Origin of the sequence: Rhodococcus phenolicus, from assembly GCF_001646785.1 — a bacterium.
In the GTDB taxonomy this organism is placed as follows: Bacteria; Actinomycetota; Actinomycetes; order Mycobacteriales; family Mycobacteriaceae; genus Rhodococcus; species Rhodococcus phenolicus.
On sequence record NZ_LRRH01000002.1, the window covers coordinates 31,763 to 53,045 of the forward strand.

The 21,283-nt window shown below is 70.3% G+C and carries 1 protein-coding gene; it reads left to right on the forward strand.

Annotation, left to right across the window (positions count from 1 at the left end; all coding sequences use genetic code 11):
* The first annotated feature begins 370 nt into the window (after positions 1 to 370).
* Positions 371 to 21,232, forward strand: coding sequence for a non-ribosomal peptide synthetase (locus A8G15_RS01090; RefSeq protein ID WP_082899589.1), 20,862 nt, complete (start codon positions 371 to 373; stop codon positions 21,230 to 21,232).
* Positions 21,233 to 21,283: the final 51 nt, after the last annotated feature.

Here is a 21,283-nt window from a genome sequence, read left to right on the forward strand (position 1 = left end):
AGCGGCCACCCGGGGCGTTCGTGAAGTGCGCCTCTTCGCCCCGCGGTGGTCGTGGCAGGTTACGCTGATCTGCGTGTCGTCGGCCGGGGAGGGCTGAGGGCGACACCGGAAGGGCGACGCGTGCGGGCGCCGCCGGTGGGTGTGGACATCTCGTCGATACCGTGGTGAACTTCCCCATTTCGACTGCTCGACAAGGAATTTGGCTGATGACGTGTATGCCTGGCGACGGGCGGATTTCTCCGAATGCGGGGCACTCGCTCATTGTGCGCGGGATCATGCGCACAACTAGGCTGTAGAAAGGCGCAAATTCAATTGTTTTCTTTAGTAACTATGCGCCTGTCGCTGGTGCGGGACGCACGGAAGGAGGAGCGTGTCACCGAGGTTGCGACCCGATGCGACGACCGGAACACACGCCCTCACTGAGGGTTTCCCACTGTCTGCCGCTCAGCGCGGCATCTGGTTCGCCCAGCATCTTCTCGGCGATGTGCCCCTGACCATCGCGCAATACCTCGACGTTCGCGGCCGTTTCGACGCCGACGTGTTCGCCGACGCGGCCGCGGACGCCGCGCGGGAACTGGGCACCGGAATGCTCCGTCTCTACGAGGACGGCGGCACCCCCTACCAGGTCGTCGACGACACGCTCGAGGACCGGATGACGATCGTCGACCTGCGCGGCGAGGCCGACCCCGAAGCCGCGGCGATCGCGTGGATGCGGGCGGAATGGGGAGCACCGCTCGACATGCTCCGCGATCGGCTCATCGTGTGCGCGGTGCTGCGCGTCGCGGACGAACGCCACCTGGTCTACACCCGGATCCACCACATCGCCCTCGACGGCTACGGGGCGATGACCTTCGCGAACCGTGCGGCCGAGCGGTACACGGCGGCGGTCGAGCATCGCGCCCCCGCGACATTCGCCGTCAACGCGCTCCCCGAGATCATCGAGGACGAGGCTCGCTACCGTTCGTCCACCCGCTTCGAGTCCGACCGCGCCTACTGGTCCGAACGGACTGCCAATCTGCCGCACCCGATCGGTCTCGCAGGGCGTGCTGCCCCGGTCGGACCACACCCGGTCCGGTGGAGCGAGCCGTTGCCCGATCACATATCCGGCGCCGTCGACCGGCTCCTCGCCGCCTCGCCCGGCACCACGTTCGCGACCGTCGTGGTTTCGGCGTTCGCCGCATTCCTGTCACGGGTCACCGGCGAGCGCGACGTCGTCCTGAGCCTGCCCGTGTCCGCACGAACCACGGCGAAACTGCGCCGATCGGGCGGAATGGTGTCGAATGTCGTCCCGATCCGCGTCACGGTGGATCCCGACGACACAGCCGGCGATCTCATGCGACGGGTTCAGCTCGAACTCACCGGCGCGTTGCGCCACCAGCGGTACCGGGCCGAGGACATGCGCCGCGACTCCGGATACGGCGGCGCCGCCCGTGGATTCTTCGGTCCGGCCGTGAACATCATGATGTTCCACGGCCGGGTGCGGCTCGGCGCCGCGACGGGACAGCTGCACGTGCTCAGTACGGGCCCGGCCGAGGACCTCTCGCTCAACATCTACCCCAGCGGCCCCGACGATCCGGCCGCCATCGATTTCGAGGCCAACCCCAACCTCTACACGCGCGCCGAACTCCGATCACACCGAGCCCGGTTCGTCGAGTTCCTCGCCGGGTTCGTCTCCGCCCCCGGAGCCCTCGGCGATCTCGATGTGCTGCACGACGACGAACGTGACGCGCTCGTGCCCTGCCGCGGCCCGCGGGCGCTTCCCGTGCGGCTTCTGCGGGACCTGCTCGCGGACGGTGTCGCGTGCAACCCGGACGGACCGGCGATCATCGACGGGACCCGCGTCCTGTCGTACCGCGAGCTGGACGCACGTTCCGACCGGCTCGCGGAGGTGCTGCGCGGCGAAGGCGCGGCACCGGAGGAATTCGTCGCGGTCGGCATGGAGCGCAGCGCGGAGGCATTGATCGCGCTGTGGGCGATCGCGAAGACCGGGGCCGCATTCGTGCCGATCGACCCGGCGTTGCCACCTCGACGCATCGAATACATGGTGCGCGACTGCGGTGCCCGCCTCGGCCTGACCGTGCCGGGCCGCGTCGGGTCGCTGCCTGCCGGCATCCGCTGGATTGCCGTGGACGAAAACGTGATCGGCGCGGATGCCGTGTCGTCGCGTGCTGCGGCCGTCGTGCCGCGACCGGAGAATCCGGCCTACATGATCTACACCTCCGGCTCGACCGGCACGCCGAAGGGCGTGGTGGTCACCCATTCCGGCCTGGCCACGTTCGGCGCCGCGGCACGGCCCGAACTCGGTCTCACGGCGCAGTCGCGGATGCTGCGTTTCTCGTCGGCGAGTTTCGACGCGTCGATCTTCGAGATGCTGCAGGCGTTCAGCGCGGGCGCGGCAATGGTGGTCGCACCTCCCGACACCCTCGGCGGCGACGACCTCGTCCGGCTGCTCCGCCGGCACCGGATCACACACATCGTCTCGGCGCCGACGGTGCTCACCACGGTCGATCCGGCCGGGCTCGGCGACCTCGAGGCGGTCGTCGTCGGCGGCGACGTGTGCACCCCGGACCTCGTCGAGAAATTCGGCAGCACGGCACGTTTCGTCAACAGCTACGGCCCCACGGAGACCACCATCGTGGTCACCGCCGGGGACCCGCTCGTCCCGGGCGACCCGATCACGATCGGCCGGCCTCTCGACGGGGTGACCGCGGTGGTGCTGGATCGGCGGCTGAACCCGGTGCCCGTCGGGTTCGTCGGGGAGCTCTACCTCGGCGGGCCGGGTCTCGCACGCGGCTACTGGCGCCGTCCCGGCCAGACCGCGAGCCGGTTCGTCGCCAACCCGTTCGAGCCCGGAACCAGGCTGTACCGCACCGGCGACGAGGTGCGCTGGACGGACGATCATCAGCTGGATTTCGTCGGCAGGTCCGACTTCCAGGTCAAGATCCGCGGGTTCCGCATCGAACTCGGTGAGATCGACGCCGCCCTGAGCGAACTGGACGGCGTCGACTATGCGGCGACGATCGTGCACGACACGGGGCATTCGGTCGTCCCCGTCTCCTACGTGCTGATGAAGGCGGGCAGTGCGTTCGACGCCGAAACGCTGCTCGCCGGTGTCGCGGGGATGCTCCCGTCGCACATGGTGCCGGGCGCCGTCGTCGAACTCGACCGTGTGCCGGTCACGCCCGCCGGGAAGCTCGATCGCGCCGCGCTTCCGGCACCGCGGTTCGCGACAGCGGAATTCCGTGCCCCCGTGAGCAGTTCGGAGCAGCTCCTCGTCGAGATCGCGTCGGGGTTGCTCGACGTCGACCGCATCGGCGCGGACGACTCGCTCTTCGCGCTCGGTGCCGACAGCATCATCGCGATGCAGTTCGCGGCCCGCGCGAAGGAGGCGGGCCTGCACCTGACAGCGAGGCAGATCTTCGAGCACAAGACGATCGCGACGCTCGCCCGGATCGCCACCGCGGTGCCCCGGGAGACCGTCCTCGCCGAACTCGACGGTGGCGGCGTCGGCACGGTTCCGCTTCCCCCGATCGCACACGAGATGATGCGCCGCGGAGACTATTCCGGGTTCGCGCAGGCCGTGCTGGTGACCACCCCGGCCGGACTGACCGTCGAACACCTCGCTGCCGCGCTCGACGCGGTGGTCGCCCGCCACGACGTCCTGCGCTCGACGTTCGACGGCGTGACCTGGGAGGTCTTCGCCGAGGCTCCCCGCGGTACCGTGGAGATCGCCCGAAAGGCCGTTCCCCGCAGCGACATCGACGATCCCGACGTGATCCGGGCGGCAGCCGAGGTCGCCTGCGGCGAGGCCGCGCAGCGGCTGGACCCGTCAACCGGTGTCATGGTGCAGTGCGTCTGGTTCGATCCCGGCGCCGGCCACGGACGACTGCTGATCCTCGCGCACCACCTGGTCGTCGACGGCGTGTCCTGGCGCGTGCTGCTGCCCGATCTGGCCCAGGCGTGGATGCAGGTCGCGACCGCGGGCAGCGGCGTCGCCGAAACCGGCCTCGCCGACGTCGGTACGTCCTACCGCCGCTGGGCACATGCCCTGCACGACGCGGCGCGCGACCGCACCTACGCCGGCGAGACGGACTTCTGGCGGCGCGTCCTCGCGGACGGGCAGTCGCTGCCGGGGGTGGTGCCGCTCGATCCCGCGATCGACACCCTCGCCACCGTCGAGCGCGTCCGAGTCGATCTCGGTCCGGCCACCACGGAAGCGATCCTCACGCGCCTGCCCGCCCTGTTCCGCGCGGGCACCGCCGACGGCCTGATCACCGCCCTCGCGCTGGCGGTCGCCCCCTACGGCCGCTCGGTCCCGATCATGCTCGAGGGACACGGACGCGACCTCGCCGGCGCCGACGTCGCACGCACCGTCGGATGGTTCACCGGCATCCACCCGGTACGCCCGGCACTGCCGGCCGACATCGACGTCGACGACGCACTGGCCGGCGGTGCGAGCGCGGGTGCCGCCGTCAAAGCGGTCAAGGAGCACCTCGCCGAAGTTCCGAATCACGGTGTCGGCTACGGGATTCTGAGGTACCTGGACGCCGAGGCCGGCCCGGTCCTGGCGGCGCCCGCCGCCCCGCAGATCTCGTTCAACTACCTCGGCCGGCTGACCTCCGGCCACGTCGCCGCGGAGGTCCGCGAGATCGGCTGGGTGCCCGATGCCGTCGACCTCGACGCCGGGCGCGGGTCGGCGCTCGCCGTCGCCGCGGCCGTCGACATCAACGCGATGGTGGTCGACGGACCGGACGGCCCTCACCTGACCGCGACGTTCGCGTACCCGCCCCGGGCCGTGCCGGCCGGGCTCGTCACCGATCTGGCCGAGCGGTGGACCCGTGCGCTCGACGCACTGGCCGTGCACGTCGGACGACCCGACGCCGGTGGCCTCACACCGTCCGACGTACCGCTCGTCCGCGTCGACCAGCGGCAGATCGAACGATGGGAAGCCGAATACCCCGATGCGCGCGACATCTGGCCCCTGCCGCCGCTGCAGACCGGATTACTGTTCCACTCGCGGCTGGCCGCCGGCTCGCTCGACGTCTATGTCGCGCAACTGACCCTGAACCTCTCCGGTGCCGTCGACTCGGCGCGGTTGCGTGCCGCGGTCCACGCAGTGGTGGCCCGCCATCCGGGGCTGCGTACCGCCTTCGTCCACGACGACGCCGGAACACCGGTACAGCTCGTGCTCGACCACGCGGACCTGCCGTGGCGCGAGGTGGACGTGGACGCGGCCGGGCTCACTGCGCTGCTGGATGCCGAACGCGTCCTTCCGTTCGACCCGGCGCGTCCGCCGCTGCTGCGCGCCGTCCTGGCCCGGACCGCGCCCGATCGTGCGGTGCTCGTGCTGACCAACCACCACCTCGTCCTCGACGGCTGGTCGATGCCGCTTCTCGTTCGGGAAGTGCTGACGCACTATGTTTCTCGCGACGCCCTGCCCGAACCCGCGCGGTACCGGGACTACCTGCGGTGGTGGCGCGAGCAGGACCGGGACCGCTCGCTCGCGGCGTGGGACGAGGTGCTGGCCGGGATCACCGAACCCACCCTGATCGCGCCGCACGCCGCCGCCGTCCTGTCCGAGAACCCGGATCCGGTGGAGGTCGCGCTGCCGGCCACGCTGCTCGACGCGCTCGCCGAGCGCCGTGACGCCGACGTCACCGTCAACACCCTCGTCCAGACGGCGTGGGCACTGCTGCTGTCGCGGCTGCTCGCCCGCCGCGACGTGGTGTTCGGCGCGACCGTGTCGGGTCGCCCCGCCGATCTGCCCGGCGTCGAGAACATGCTGGGCCTGTTCATCAACACACTGCCGGTACGGGTGCGGTGGGAGCCCACCGACACGGTCGCGGAGTTGCTGCGGCGCGTCCAAGACCAGCAGGTGCGGTTGCTCGACCACCACCACGTCGCGCTCGGCGAGATCCAGGACCGGACCGGTGCCGGCACCTTGTTCGACACACTGACCGTGTTCGAGTCGTACCCGGTCGACCGCGCCGGATTCGACGAGACGACCGACCTCGCCGGCATGCGGGTGACCGGAATCGACGCCCGCGACGCGACGCACTACCCGCTCACCGTGATGGCCCTCCTCGAACCGCGGCTGCGGCTGAGTGTGCGCTACCGCACCGACCTGTTCGCCCGGTCCGCGGTCGAGCGGATCGCGGCACGCCTGGTCGGGCTGCTCGAGACGTTCGTGACCCATCCGGACATGCACCTGCGCGACATCGACGTGTTCGTCGACGGGGAACGCGACCGGATCGCGGCGTTCGAGCGCGGCGCGGCCGTGCCGCTGCCGGAGGTCACGCTCGCCGGCCTCCTCGCGGAGCAGAACGTGAAGACCGCAGACGCCACGGCGGTCGTCGTCGACGGTGGCGAAACCCTGACCTACGGACGGTTCGCGGAGCAGGTGAACCGGGTGGCGCGGTCGCTGATCGCCGACGGGATCGGCCCCGGCGACCTGGTGGCCGTCGCGATGCCGCGGTCGCTGCCGCAACTCGTCGCGATCCACGCCGTCGTCACCGCGGGTGCCGCGTACGTGCCGATCGATCCCGATCAGCCGGACGGTCGCACCGCGCACATCCTCGACACGGCCCGCCCCGTGCGGGTGCTCGACGCGCTGCCCCCAGCCGACGAATATTCCGGCGCCGAGGTTCGCGACACGGATCGTCGTGCTCCGTTGCGACCCGACGACCTGGCGTACGTGCTGTTCACGTCCGGTTCCACGGGCCGACCGAAGGGTGTGGCGATCTCGCACCGCGGAATCGTCAACCGGCTGCTGTGGATGCAGGGACACCATCCGCTGGACGGGGACGACGTGGTCCTGCAGAAGACCCCCGCGACCTTCGACGTGTCGGTGTGGGAACTGTTCTGGCCGTTGCTCACCGGCGCCACCCTCGTGCTCGCCACCCCCGACGGGCACCGCGATCCGCGGTACCTGTCCCGGGTGATCGCCGAACACCGGGTCAGCACAGTACATTTCGTTCCGTCGATGCTGGACGTGTTCCTCATCGACGGGGATCCGGCGCGGTGCGCGAGCGTGCGACAGGTCTTCACCAGCGGTGAGGCGCTCACGACGGCGACAGTGGCCCGCTTCGCCGCGGTCCTGGACGCCCCGCTGTACAACCTGTACGGCCCCACCGAGGCCTCCGTCGACGTCACCGCCCACCGGACGGTCCCCGGCGAAACCCCGGTTCCGATCGGCACGCCCGTGTGGAACACGACGGTTCGTGTGCTCGACGAGCGCCTGCGTCCCGTCCCCGTGGGCATCGAAGGAGAGTTGTATCTCGGGGGAGTGCAACTCGCGCGCGGCTACCAGCGGGCGCCCGCGCAGACCGCCGGTCGATTCGTGGCCGATCCGCACGGGACCGGCCGGCTCTACCGCACAGGTGATCTGGTGCGGTGGCGCGACGACGGTGCACTCGAGTACGTCGGCCGCACCGACTTCCAGGTCAAGCTGCGTGGCCAGCGGATCGAGCTCGGTGAGATCGAAGCGGTGTTCCTCGAACACCCGTCGGTGACCCAGGCGGTCGTCGTGCTGCACCACGATCCCGCGACCGGGGAGCACCTCGTCGCGTACCTCGTCGGTGACGCGGACGCCGCCCTGACGTATGCCGGATCCCGCCTGCCCCGGCACATGGTGCCCACCGTCGCCGTCGGGCTCGCCGCGCTTCCGGTCACCCCGAACGGGAAGATCGACCGGAAGTCGCTGCCGGCACCGGAATTCGCGTCGGCCGAGCACGTCGAACCGGCTACCGGCACCGAGCAGGTCGTGGCCGGAACCATCGCGGGACTACTGGACCGCGACCGCGTCGGAGCGACCGCGAACTTCTTCGATCTCGGCGGCAATTCGCTCACCGCCACCCGGCTGCTCGCCCGGCTCGACGAGGCCTTCGGCACCCGGCTCCAGGTCCGTGACCTGTTCGACAACCCGACCGTGGCGGGGCTGGCGCGCGTCGTCGACCTGCAGCGCGGCGGGGCCCGGCGCCCGTCGTTGTCGGCCCGCCCGAGACCGCCGCGCGTACCGCTGTCGCCGGCACAGGCACGGATGTGGTTCGTCAACCGCTTCGATCCCGCGTCCGGCGCCTACAACGTCGCGGTCGCGCTGCGGCTGACCGGCACGCTGGACACGGACGCGCTCGAGGCGGCGGTCGCCGACATCGTCGAGCGGCACGAGACGCTGCGCACCCGGTACCCGGATTCCGGGAACGGTCCCTACCAGGACGTTCTGCCCGTCGCGGAGGCCGGGCACATCCTCGCCGTCGGCTCGCTCGACGGCCCCCTGGAACAACGTCTGCGTGAGGTGATCGGCCGCGGGTTCGATGTCACCTCCGAACCCCCCGTCGCGCTGACGGTGCTGCGCGAAGGCGCCGACGCACACGTGCTGGTGCTGGTCGTGCACCACATCGCGATCGACGGGTGGTCGATGCAGGCGCTGGCCCGCGACCTCGTCACCGCCTACGCCGCCCGTGCGGAACGCACCGCCCCGTCCTGGGTACCACTGCCCGTACAGTATGCCGATTACGCTCTGTGGCAACAGGATCTGCTCGGCGACGCCACCGATCCGGATTCGGTGGCAGGCCGCCAGCTCACCTACTGGCGCGACGGTCTGGCGGACGCACCCGAGGTGTCGGACCTGCCCACCGATCGACGACGGCCCGCCGTGCCGACATTCCGCGGCGGGACGGTCTCGGCGACCGTCGACGCGGAGCTGTATGCGCGACTCACCGAACTGGCCCGCACCCGGGACGCGTCGCTGTTCATGGTGCTGCACGCCGCACTGGCGGTTCTGCTCGCCCGTATGGGCGGCGACGGCGACGTCACGATCGGCACGCCGGTCGCCGGTCGCGGTGAGGCGAACCTCGACGATGTCGTCGGTATGTTCGTCAATACGTTGCCCCTGCGCACGCGTGTGGCCGCGGAGGACTCGTTCGCCGCGGTGCTGGGACAGGTCCGCGGTATCGATCTCGCCGCGTACGAGCACGCCGACCTGCCGTTCGAGCGGCTCGCCGAGGCACTCGCACCGTCGCGGGCCACCTCGCACCATCCGCTGTTCCAGACGGTGCTCGCGCTCGAGGTCCCGCGTCCGTCATCCGTGTCCCTGCCCGGGCTCGGAATCGAGCTGCTGCCGGTCGATTCCGGGATCGCAAAGTTCGATCTCGAATTCGCGGTGACCGAGCACGATCACCACGCCACCGTGGCGCTGACGTACGCGCGGGACCTGTTCGACGACGCCACCGCCGAGGTGCTGCTCGACCGGTACCTGCGGGTGCTGGACGGAGCGACGACCGATCCGTCTGCCGCCGTGGGTGATCTGGACCTGCTGTCGGCCGCCGAACACGCGATGCTGCTCCGCACCCCCGAGCCGGCGCCGTACCGCACACTGCCGGAACTGCTCGCCGATGCCGCCCGCGACCCCCACGCGGTCGCACTGATCTCGGACGACGAGTCCGTCACCTACGGCGAGCTGGATCGTCGCTCGAACATGCTCGCCCACACCCTGATCGACGCGGGCGCGGCGCCCGGCTCGGTGGTGGCGGCGGCGGTCGCGCGATCGGTGGACTCGGTCGTCGCGCTGTGGGCGATCGCGAAGACCGGAGCGGCGTTCCTGCCCGTCGACCCGGACTACCCGCGTGCCCGGATCGAGCACATGCTCGGCGATTCGGGGGTCCGGATCGGCGTTGCGTCGGCGGGCCACACGCTGCCGGACACGGTCACCTGGGTGTCACCGCACGGTGCCGGTGATCCGGCGCCGCTCACCCGGGCGGTGCCGCACCTCGACGACGCCGCGTACCTGATCTACACCTCCGGCTCGACGGGGCTGCCCAAGGGGGTCGTCGTCACCCATCGGGGCCTCGGCGCGTTCGTCGCCGAACAGCAACTGCGTTACCGGGTGCGGCCGGGGGATCGCATCGCGGCGTTCGCCTCACCGAGCTTCGACGCGTCGCTGCTCGAGATGTTCATGGCGTTCGGCGGGGGAGCGACGCTCGTGCTCATCCCCACCGACGTGTACGGCGGCACCGAACTCGCCGCCCACCTCGCGCCGGTCACCCACCTGTTCCTCACGCCCGCGGCGCTCGCCACCGTGGACCCGGCACGACTCGACCGCACCCGCGTCGTGATCGTCGGCGGCGAGGCGTGCGAGCCGGCGCTCGTGCAGCGCTGGGCGCCGGGCCGCGAGATGTTCAATGCGTACGGTCCGACCGAATCCACCATCATGGCGACCCATTTCGGTCCGATGGTGGCCGGAAACCGGGTCCGGATCGGCAGTCCGGTGCTGGGCACCGGCGCGGTGGTGCTCGATGCCCGGTTGCGTCCGGTACCGACCGGTGTGCCGGGAGAACTGTACGTCCACGGCGCGGGACTCGCACGCGGTTACCACGACCGCCCCGCCCTCACGGCGGCACGATTCGTCGCCAATCCGTTCGCGCCCGGCCGCCTGTACCGCACCGGCGACCTCGTGCGCTGGACCGGCGATCATCAGCTGGACTATCTGGGCCGCACCGACTTCCAGGTCAAGGTGCGCGGCCATCGCATCGAACTGCCGGAGATCGACGCGGTCCTCACCGGCCACCGGGATGTCGCCGCGGCGGTCACCGTGCCGCACCCGGCGACCGGGACAGTGGTGTCCTACGTCGTCCCGGCAGCGGACACCGCGCTCGGATCCGCCGAGCTGACGGAACACCTCGCACAGTCGCTGCCCGCCTACATGGTGCCGTCCGCGATCACGATCGTCCCGGAGTTCCCGCTGACCGGCGCCGGCAAGATCGACACCCGGGCGCTGCCCGAACCAGTCTTCGCGGCAGTCGAATTCGTTGCTCCCCGCGACGGCGCCGAACAGCGGGTGGCGGACGCCTTCGGAGAAGTCCTGGGTCTCGGGCGCGTCGGCGCGCACGACGATTTCTTCGCGCTCGGCGGCAACTCGCTGTCGGCGACCAGGGTCATCGCACGGCTCGATCCGGCACTCGGGGTCCGGACGGTTTTCGAGAACCCCACGGTCGCGGCGCTCGCGGCAGCGGTCGGTACGGCGGCGCCGCACCGGCCGTCCCTGACCGCCGGGTCGCGGCCGGCCCGCATCCCGCTCTCGCCCGCGCAGCAGCGGATGTGGCTGATCAACCGGTTCGATCCCGGGTCCCCGGTCTACAACATCCCCGTCGCGGTGCGGCTGGCGGGCCGGCTCGACACCGGCGCCCTCGCCGCTGCCGTCTCCGACGTCGTGGCACGGCACGAGAGTCTGCGCACGGTCTTCCCCGAGTCCGATGCCGGTCCGCACCAGGTCGTGCTGGACGACGCCCCGCTCGACCTCACCCCCCGCTCCGTCGAGTACGGGTCGGTGCGCGAGGAGATGCTTGCGGTGTTCGCGCGGGGATTCGACGTCACCTCCGAGGCGCCGATCCGCGGTGCGCTGCTCCGCGTCGACGACGACGAACACCTCCTCGTCGTGGTCGTGCACCACATCGCCGCCGACGGCGCCTCGACGGTGCCGCTGGCCCGTGACATCCTCGTCGCCTACACCGCGCGCCTGGCCGGCGCCGCCCCCGAGTGGGAGCCGCTCGCCGTGCAGTACGCGGACTTCGCGATGTGGCAACGTGCCGTCCTGGGAGATCCGGACGACCCGCAGTCGCTCGCGGCGCAGCAACTCGCGTTCTGGACGCGGACGCTCGCCGACGCACCCGCCGTCCTCGACCTGCCGACGGACCGACCGCGGCCGGCGGTCGCCTCGCAACGCGGCGCCCGCACGGACTTCCGCATCGATCCCGGTACGGTGCACGCCCTCGACGACCTCGCCCGCCGCCACGGCGCCACCCGGTTCATGGTGCTGCACGCCGCGCTCGCGGTACTGCTCGCCCGGCTGGGACCCACCGGCGACGTCAGCGTCGGAACACCCGTCGCCGGTCGCGGCGCCGCGGAACTCGACGACCTCGTCGGAATGTTCGTCGGCACCCTCGTGCTGCGCACCGACATCGACTCCGCCGCCGCGTTCGGGGAGGTGCTCGACCGGGTCCGCGACACCGACCTCGCCGCGTTCGGGCACGCCGACGTGCCGTTCGAGGACGTCGTCGACGCCGTCGACCCCGTTCGCTCCCGAGCCCACTCGCCGCTGTTCCAGGTGACGTTGTCGCTGCAGAACCAGGGCACCGGAGTCCTCGACCTGCCCGGCCTCTCGGTCGAACCAGTCGATCCCGGCATCGACGTCGCCAAGGTCGATCTCGAATTCACCGTGCGCGACGACCACGACGGCGGGCTCGCCGCGTCGCTGACCTACGCGACGGACCTGTACGACGCCGCGACGGCGGTGGTCCTGACCGAACGGTGGGCGCGACTGCTGCGGACCGTCGCTGCCGATCCGGACGTCGCGGTGGGTGACCTGCCAGTCCTCGACGAGTCCGACGCCGCCCGGGCACGCGCGCACGCCGTTCCCGCCGAGCTGCCGGCACTGCTGCTCCCCGACATCCTGGCCGCAGGCGTCGCGGCGAATCCGGACGGGACAGCCGCGACCGACGGAAATCGCAGCCTCACCTACACCGAACTCGATCTCGCGTCGAACCGGCTCGCCCACAAGCTGATCGCGCACGGCGCGGCCCCGGAAACCACGGTGGCCCTGTCGTTCCCGCGGTCGATCGAAGCGATCGTCGCCGTCTGGGCGGTCGCCAAGACCGGTGCGGTGTTCGTGCCCGTCGACCCCGCGCTGCCCGCGACCCGCATCACCTACCTGCTCGCCGATTCGGGGGCACGCCTCGGGATCGGCGACGGTCCGGCCGAGATACCGTGGCTCACCGTCGACGCCGACGAGCACCCCGATACCCCGCTCGCCCCGGCGATCACGGCACGGTCGGCGGCGTACATGATCTACACGTCCGGTTCCACCGGCACCCCGAAGGGCGTCGTCGTCACGCATCGCGGCCTCGCCGCGTTCACCGCTGCGCACCGCCCCGAACTGGAGCTGACGACGGCATCGCGAATGCTGCGGTTCTCGTCGTCGAGCTTCGACGCGTCGGTGTTCGAGCAGATCGCCGCGTTCTCCGCCGGCGCCACCATGGTGGTCGCGTCCCCCGAGATCGTCGGCGGCGCCGAACTGGGCGCCCTGATCCGCCGTGAACGCATCACGCACATCCTCACCGCCCCCGCCGCGCTCGGCACCGTCACCGGTGGTCCCTTCCCGGACCTCGAGGCGGTCGTCGTGGGCGGCGACGTGTGCCCACCCGAACTCGTGGAACGATTCGGAACCCACAGCCGGTTCGTCAACAGCTACGGCCCGACCGAGACCACCATCATCATCACCGAAACCGCACCGCTGGCCCCGGGCGACGCCATCACCATCGGCGCACCCATCGCCGGGGCCGGTGCGGTCGTCCTCGACCGGAGACTGCGCCTCGTCGCCGACGGCGTGATCGGTGAACTGTACCTGTCGGGTGCGGGGGTCGCGCGGGGCTATCACCGGCGCCCGGCGCTCACCGCATCCCGGTTCGTCGCGAATCCGTTCACCGGCGGGATCATGTACCGCACAGGAGACCTCGTGCGCCGCACGGCGTCCGGAGAACTCGACTTCGTCGGGCGCGGCGACGCCCAGGTCCAGGTGCGAGGACTGCGCATCGAACTCGGGGAGATCGAGTCCGCCCTCACCCGCGGGGGCGACGTCGCGCAGGCCGTGGTCGTGCTCCACGCCGACGCCCACACCGGCGACCGGCTCATCGGCTACGCCGTCCCGGCGGACGGACACAGCGCCGACCCGCAGCGCCTGCGCGACCGACTCGGCGACGAACTGCCCGGCTACATGGTGCCGGCGCAGATCGTTCTGCTCGACGCACTGCCGATCACCGCGAACGGCAAACTCGATCGGCGGGCGCTGCCGGTGCCCGCCTTCGAATCCCGGCCCTTCCGTGCCCCGCAAGGTCCCGTGGAGCAGACCGTCGCCGACGTGTACGCCGACCTGCTGGGCGCGGACCGCGTCGGCCTCGACGACGACTTCTTCGCGCTCGGCGGAAACTCGCTCAGCGCCACCCGGCTCGTCGCCCGGCTCGGGGTCGCGCTCGACACGACCGTTCCGGTCCGCGCGGTGTTCGAGACCCCGTCGGTCGCTGCGCTCGCCGCCGCGATCTCCGGGACCGCAGGCACGGGTGCGCGGCCGGCACTGACCGCAGGCGCCCGGCCGGAACACGTGCCGCTCTCGCCCGCGCAGCAGCGGATGTGGTTCCTGAACCGTTTCGATCCCGAAACGACGGCGTACAACCTGCCGATGGCGCTCCGGTTGTCCGGGGAGATCGACCTCGACCTGTTGCGCGCCGCCATCGTCGACGTGATCGACCGGCACGAGGCGTTGCGCACCGTGTACCCGGAGACATCCGACGGCCCGGTCCAGGTCGTGCTGCCCACCTCGACCGTCACCACGCAGATCGACGTCGTCGATGCCGACGCCGTCGACCTCCCCGATCTCGTCACCGATTTCACGACACGGCCTTTCGACGTCACCGCCTCCGTTCCGCTGAGGATGCGGCTGTTCCGGCTCGCGCCCGACGAGCACGTCTTCGCGATGGTCGTGCACCACGTGTCGGCCGACGGATTCTCGATCGCGCCCATGACCCGCGACCTGTTGACCGCCTACGTGGCGCATCGCGGGGGAGAGGCGCCGGCGTGGTCACCGCTGACCGTGCAGTACGCGGATTACGCGCTGTGGCACCGCAATCTGCTCGGCTCCGAAGACGATCCGGCGTCGTCGGTCTCGAAGCAGCTGGCGCACTGGCGGGACGCTCTCGCCGGGATTCCCGACCAGATGGATCTGCCCACCGACCGGCCACGCCCGGCCGTGCAGTCGTACGCCGGCGGGCGCATCGACTTCGACATCGATGCGGACCTGCACGCACAACTCGTCGACCTCACCCACCGGCGACGAGCCACCCTGTTCATGACGGTGCACGCGGCACTGGCCGTGTTGCTCGCGCGACTGTCCGGCAGCGACGACATCACCGTCGGTACACCCGTCGCCGGCCGCGGCGATCAGCAGCTCGACGACCTGATCGGAATGTTCGTCAACACCCTCGTGCTCCGCGCGCGGGTCGCAGACGACGCGACGTTCGACGAACTCCTGCAGACCGTGCGCGACGCGGATCTGAAAGCCTTCGGAAACGCCGACGTGCCGTTCGAGCGTCTGGTGGAGGTGCTCGATCCGCCGCGCTCCACCGCCCGGCATCCGCTGTTCCAGGTGGGCTTCTCCTTCCAGAACTTCGCGCAGGGAACACTCGAGCTCCCCGGCCTCGATGCGTCGCTCGTCGAACTCGCCCACCGCACATCCCAATTCGACCTGCACTGGATCGTCCAGGACCGGTACGACGACGCGGGCAGCCCCGACGGCATCACCGGTCACCTCACCTACGCCACTGCGCTGTTCGACGAGTCCACGGCGGTCGAGCTGGTGCACAGGTTCGTGCGGGTCCTGCGTGCCGTGGTCGCCGCGCCCGGGGCGCCCGTCGGCGACATCGAGATACTCGACGACGCCGAGCGTCACCGGATCGTCACCGAGTGGAACGACACCGGACGTTCCGTGCCCGCAACCACTCTCGTGGCGATGTTCGACGCGCAGGTAGCCGCCGCACCGGACGCGGTCGCGGTGCAGTGCGGTGACACGGAACTCACCTACCGCGAGTTCGACTCCCGGATCAATCGCGTCGCCCGGCGCCTGATCGCTGCCGGAGTCGGACCGGAAACACGTGTCGCACTCGGTATGCGACGGTCCGTCGAGCTGCTCGTGGGGATGTACGCCGTGGCCAAGGCCGGCGGCGCCTACGTGCCCCTCGACCCGGCCCAGCCCGCAGAGCGGACCGACTACATCCTGAGCGTGGCGAATCCGCTCTGCGTGCTCACCAGCCGCGGGGACGTGATGGTCACCGGCCGGGCCACGATCGTGATCGACGACGGGGAATCCGACGCACTGGCCACCGGCCCCGTCGGTGACGACGAGCGGCTCACCCCGCTGACGCCCGCCCACCTCGCGTACGTGATCTTCACGTCCGGTTCCACCGGGCGGCCCAAGGGTGTCGCCGTCAGCCACGAAGCTGCCGCCCACCAGATGATCTGGAAGACGGACCGCTTCGGACTCGGCCCCACGGATGCGGCGCTGCTCAAGACCGCCGCGACCTTCGACCTGTCGGTCTGGGAATTCTGGTCCGTGCTCGTCTCCGGTGGCCGGCTCGTCGTCGCCGACCCCGACGGTCACCGCGACCCGGCATACCTGGTCGACACCATCCGCCGGCGGGCGGTCACGACGTTGCACGTCGTGCCGTCGATGCTCGACGCGATCACCACCGCGGCGAACGGTCCGTCCGGTCCGGCACTGCGTCGGGTCCTCGCCATCGGCGAAGCACTCACACCCGAGGTGGTGCGGCGCTTCCGCACCGCTGATCCGGACGCCGAACTGTTCAATCTCTACGGTCCGACCGAAGCGGCGGTGTCGGCGACCTGGCACAGGGTGGACGAGGACGATTCGCTCGACGTGCCGATCGGACGTCCCGCCTGGAACACCCGGGCCCTGGTTCTCGACGCGCGCTTGCGTCCGGTGCCGGTGGGCGTTCCCGGTGAGCTCTATCTCGCGGGTGTACAGCTTGCGCGCGGATATCTCGGACGCCCCGACCTCACCGCCGAACGGTTCGTCGCCGATCCGTTCGCTCCGGATGGTGGCGCGGGAAGGCTCTATCGCACAGGCGATCTCGTCGTATGGAATGCCGACGGGACCCTTTCCTACCGCGGCCGCACCGATTTCCAGGTCAAGATCCGCGGCTTCCGTATCGAGCTCGGTGAGATCGAGTCGGCTCTCCGCGGTCTCGACACCGTCGCGAACGCGGTCGTGGTGGCCCACCACGACGCGCTGACCGGTGATCGGCTGGTGGCCTACGTCGTTCCCGACGGTGAGGGCTTCGACGCGGCAACGGTACGGGACGCGCTGGCGCAACGGCTCCCGAGTTACATGGTGCCGGCCACCTACATCCCGCTCGACGTGCTGCCCCTCAACGCGAACGGCAAACTGGACCGACGGGCGCTGCCCGCGCCCGTCGTCGGGACCACCGAGTTCAGGGCGCCGGCGACACCCGTGGAGGAGATCGTCGCCGCCGTCTACTCGGATCTGCTCGGCGTCGAGAGGGTCGGAGCGGACGACGACTTCTTCGCACTCGGCGGCAACTCGCTCGTCGCCACCCAGGTGGTTGCCCGGCTCTCGGCCGCTCTCGACGCGAGTGTTCCGTTGAGGCTCGTCTTCGAGGCTCCGACCGTCGCGGCACTCGCGGTGCGCGCGGAGCAGCACTCCGGGACCGGGGGCCGTCCGGCGCTGGTGTCCGGTCCACGGCCCGAACGGATCCCGCTGTCGCCCGCGCAGCAGCGGATGTGGTTCCTGAACCGTTTCGATCCGGAATCGGCCACCTACAACATCCCGGCCGCGGTCCGGCTGACCGGCGATCCGAACGTCGGTGCACTATGCGCGGCGGTGGGTGACCTGCTGGCGCGGCACGAAATCCTCCGGACCGTGTATCCGGAGGTGGACGGTTCCGGAGTGCAGCTCGTGCTGCCCGCATCGGAGGTGCCGCTCGACCTGTCACCCGTCGACATCGACCCGGACGAGATCGTCACCGCCGTCACCGGTGTGATCCGGGCGGGGTTCGACGTCACCGCGCACGTGCCGTTGCGTGCCGGGCTGTTCCGGATCACCGACCGGGAGTTCGTCCTCGTCGTGGTGGTGCACCACATCGCAGCGGACGGATTCTCGACGGGACCGCTGCTGCGCGACCTGATGATCGCGTACACGGCACGCTCGATGGGCGAGGCCCCCGCACAGGCTCCGCTGTCCGTCCAGTACGCCGACTACAGCCTGTGGCAGCGCCGGGTTCTCGGGTCCGAGGACGATCCGGGGAGTCCGGCCGCACGTCAGATCTCGTACTGGCGCGACACCCTCGCAGGGGCACCCGACGCGTTGGAGTTGCCGACGGACCGGCCGCGTCCTGCGGTCGCATCCCGCCGTGGCGCCGAGCACCGGATGACGATCGACGCGCGGACCCATCGAGGGCTGCTGGATCTGGCACGCGCCCGGCAGGCGACGCTGTTCATGGTGTTGCACACGGTGCTCGTCGTCGAACTCTCCCGGTTGAGTGGCAGTGACGACATCTCCGTGGGCACACCCGTCGCGGGTCGTGGCGAGCAGGAACTCGACGGAATGATCGGGATGTTCGTCAACACGCTCGTCCTCCGGACCGAAGTGGTTCCGGCGGAGCCGTTCACGGAGTTGCTCGCTCGTGCACGCGAGGTCGCGCTGGGGGCATTCGCGCATGCGGACGTGCCGTTCGAGCGGTTGGTCGACGTCCTCGCCCCGGCGCGCACGCAGGCCCGCAATCCGCTGTTCCAGGTGATGCTGACGTTGCAGAACATGGAGCGGACACAGTTCGAACTGCCCGGTGTCCGGATCTCGGCGATCGAGGCGGACATCCGCGAGGCGATGGTCGATCTGCAGGTGACTGTCCGCGAGGCGTTCGACGACTCCGGAGCACCCGCCGGAATCGACGTGGGCTGGACGTACGCGACCGATCTGTTCGACGCCGCGACCGTGACGTCGTTCGCGCGGCGGTTCGAGCGACTGCTGACCGCGGTCGTCGAGGAACCCGGAACAATCGTGGCCCGGCTACCGATGCTCGATGCCGGCGAACGCGAACAGGTGCTGGCCCTCGGCGACGCGGTCTCGCACACCGTTCCCCGAACTGTTGTGCCGGAATCGTTCGTGGAACAGGTCGATCGGACCCCGGACGCGGTTGCGGTGCAGTATCAGGGTGGCTCGCTGACCTACCGCGAGTTCGCGACGCGGGTACATCACCTGGCGGCCCGGTTGATCGAACGCGGAGTGGGTCCCGAAGCGCGGGTGGCGGTGTGCCTGCCCCGGAGCGTCGATCTGCTGGTGGCGATCCATGCCGTGCTGCAGTCCGGTGGCGCCTATGTCCCGCTGGACCCGGAGCATCCCGCCGAACGCATCGCCCACATCGTCGGCGTGGCGCGGCCGGTCGTGGCGATCACCGCCGGTACTGCGCGCGACCGCCTGCCGGCGGGTCCCGCGATCGTGGATCTCGGCGGCGAGGAATGGCCCGAGACCGCACCGGTGATCACCGATGCGGAACGGCTCACCCCGTTGCACGGGGATTCGACCGCGTACGTGCTGTTCACGTCGGGTTCGACCGGGGTGCCGAAGGGTGTCGCGGTGCCGCATCGAGCGTTGGTGAATCAGCTCGAGTGGATGCGCAGCGAGACGGGTCCGACATCGGACGACGTGTTCCTCTGGAAGACACCGGTCACCTTCGACGCGTCGGTGTGGGAGGTGTTGCTGCCGCTCCGGATCGGCGCGCGGATGGTCGTGGCCGATCCCGGCGGGCACACCGATCCCGCGTATCTGGTGAAGGTGATCGCCGACGAGGGCATCACGGTCGCGCAGTTCGTGCCGTCGGTCCTCGAACCGATGCTCGATCAGGCTGCGACGGCGGGGCCGTTGCGGCACGTGTTCTCCGGCGGTGAAGCGCTCGCGACCGTGACGGCCGCACGCGTCGCCGAGACGTTCGGCGCGCACGTCCACAACGTCTACGGGCCGACGGAAACGACCGTGCAGATCACCCATCGGATCGGAGGCGACTCGGGTTCCGGCGTGGTGCCGATCGGTGTGCCGGTGTGGAACACCGCGGTGTACGTCCTCGATCCGTTCCTGCAGCCGGTACCGGTGGGTGTTCCGGGGGAGCTGTACGTCGCGGGACCGCAGGTGGCCCGAGGCTACGAGAACCGTCCCGGTGCGACGGCGGAACGGTTCGTCGCCGACCCCTTCACCTCCGGTGACCGGCTCTACCGCACCGGCGACCGGGTACGGTGGACATCCGCCGACGAGCTGGAGTTCCTGGGGCGCAACGACTTCCAGGTCAAGGTCCGTGGTCTGCGGATCGAACTCGGCGAGATCGAAACCGTGCTGCGTGGCCTCGACGAGGTGGCGGCGGGTGCGGTCGCGGTGCACTCCGGCCGTCTGGTCGGTTATATCGTACCGGCAGGTGACGGGGCACCTTCCGACCTGCGCGCCGCGATGGGTGACGTGCTGCCGTCGTACATGGTTCCGGACGCGATCGTGATGCTGGATGCGTTGCCGCTCAACACGTCCGGCAAGCTGGATCGGAAAGCGTTGCCCGAACCGGTGCCGGAGAGCCGGGAGTTCCGGGCGCCCGAGGGCGCGGTCGAGCGTACGGTTGCTGCGGTGTTCGCCGATGTGCTGGACGTCGAGCGGGTCGGGCTCGACGACGACTTCTTCGCGCTCGGCGGAAACTCGCTCCTGGCCACGCAGGTGACGGCAAGGCTACGTGCGCAACTGAGTTGCGAAGTGCCACTGCAGTTGTTGTTCCGGGATTCGACCGTCGAGGGCTTGGCGGGCCTCATTGCGGACGTTGCCGGGCCGGACGCGGTGGACACGCTCGGGCCGGTGTTTCCGTTGCGCGAGAACGGGACGGGTACCCCGCTGATCTGCGTGCATCCGATCGTCGGGCTCGCCTGGTGCTTCACGGGACTTGCCCGTCGGCTGGATACCGGTGTGCCGGTGTACGGACTGCAGACCCCGGCGGTCTCGGACGAATCGTTCACCCCGGATTCCCTGGAGGAACTGGCCGGGCGGTACATCGACGAGATTCGAAAGGTACAACCGGAAGGACCGTACCGCTTGCTCGGATGGTCGCTCGGAGGCGTGATCGCGCACGCGATGGCGGTGCAAATGCAGCGGTCCGGGGCGCGGGTCGAGTTGCTGGTGATGCTCGACAGTTTCACCGGCGCGGACGCGGCCACCGGCGAGGCGGCCGAGGTTCCGATGCGCGAGGTGCTCGCCGGTTTCGGATTCGACCCGGAGACAGTCGGCGACGACGCGTCGGGCATCGTCGATTCCCTGGCGGCGCTGAACGGCATTTCAACGGAGCAGGCGGAACAGGTGGTGGCGCGGCTGCTCGCTGCGGCCGAACGGAACGCCGGACTGACGACACGGTACGAACCCGAGCGTTTCGACGGTGACCTCGTCTACTTCACCGCTGCGGACGACGCTCCGGCGCGGGCACACGGTGCCGCAGGATGGCGCGATGCGGTCACCGGCGTGGTGCGGGACCACCCGGTTCCGTCGACGCACTGGGGGATGACCTCGCCGGAAGCCCTCGAGACGATCGTGCCCGTCCTGAACAAGATCTTGACGGACGGCGGGTTCCCGTGACCAAATCGGCAGGAACGTTCGGTACCCTCCGGACGATCGGTGTGAGCGTAA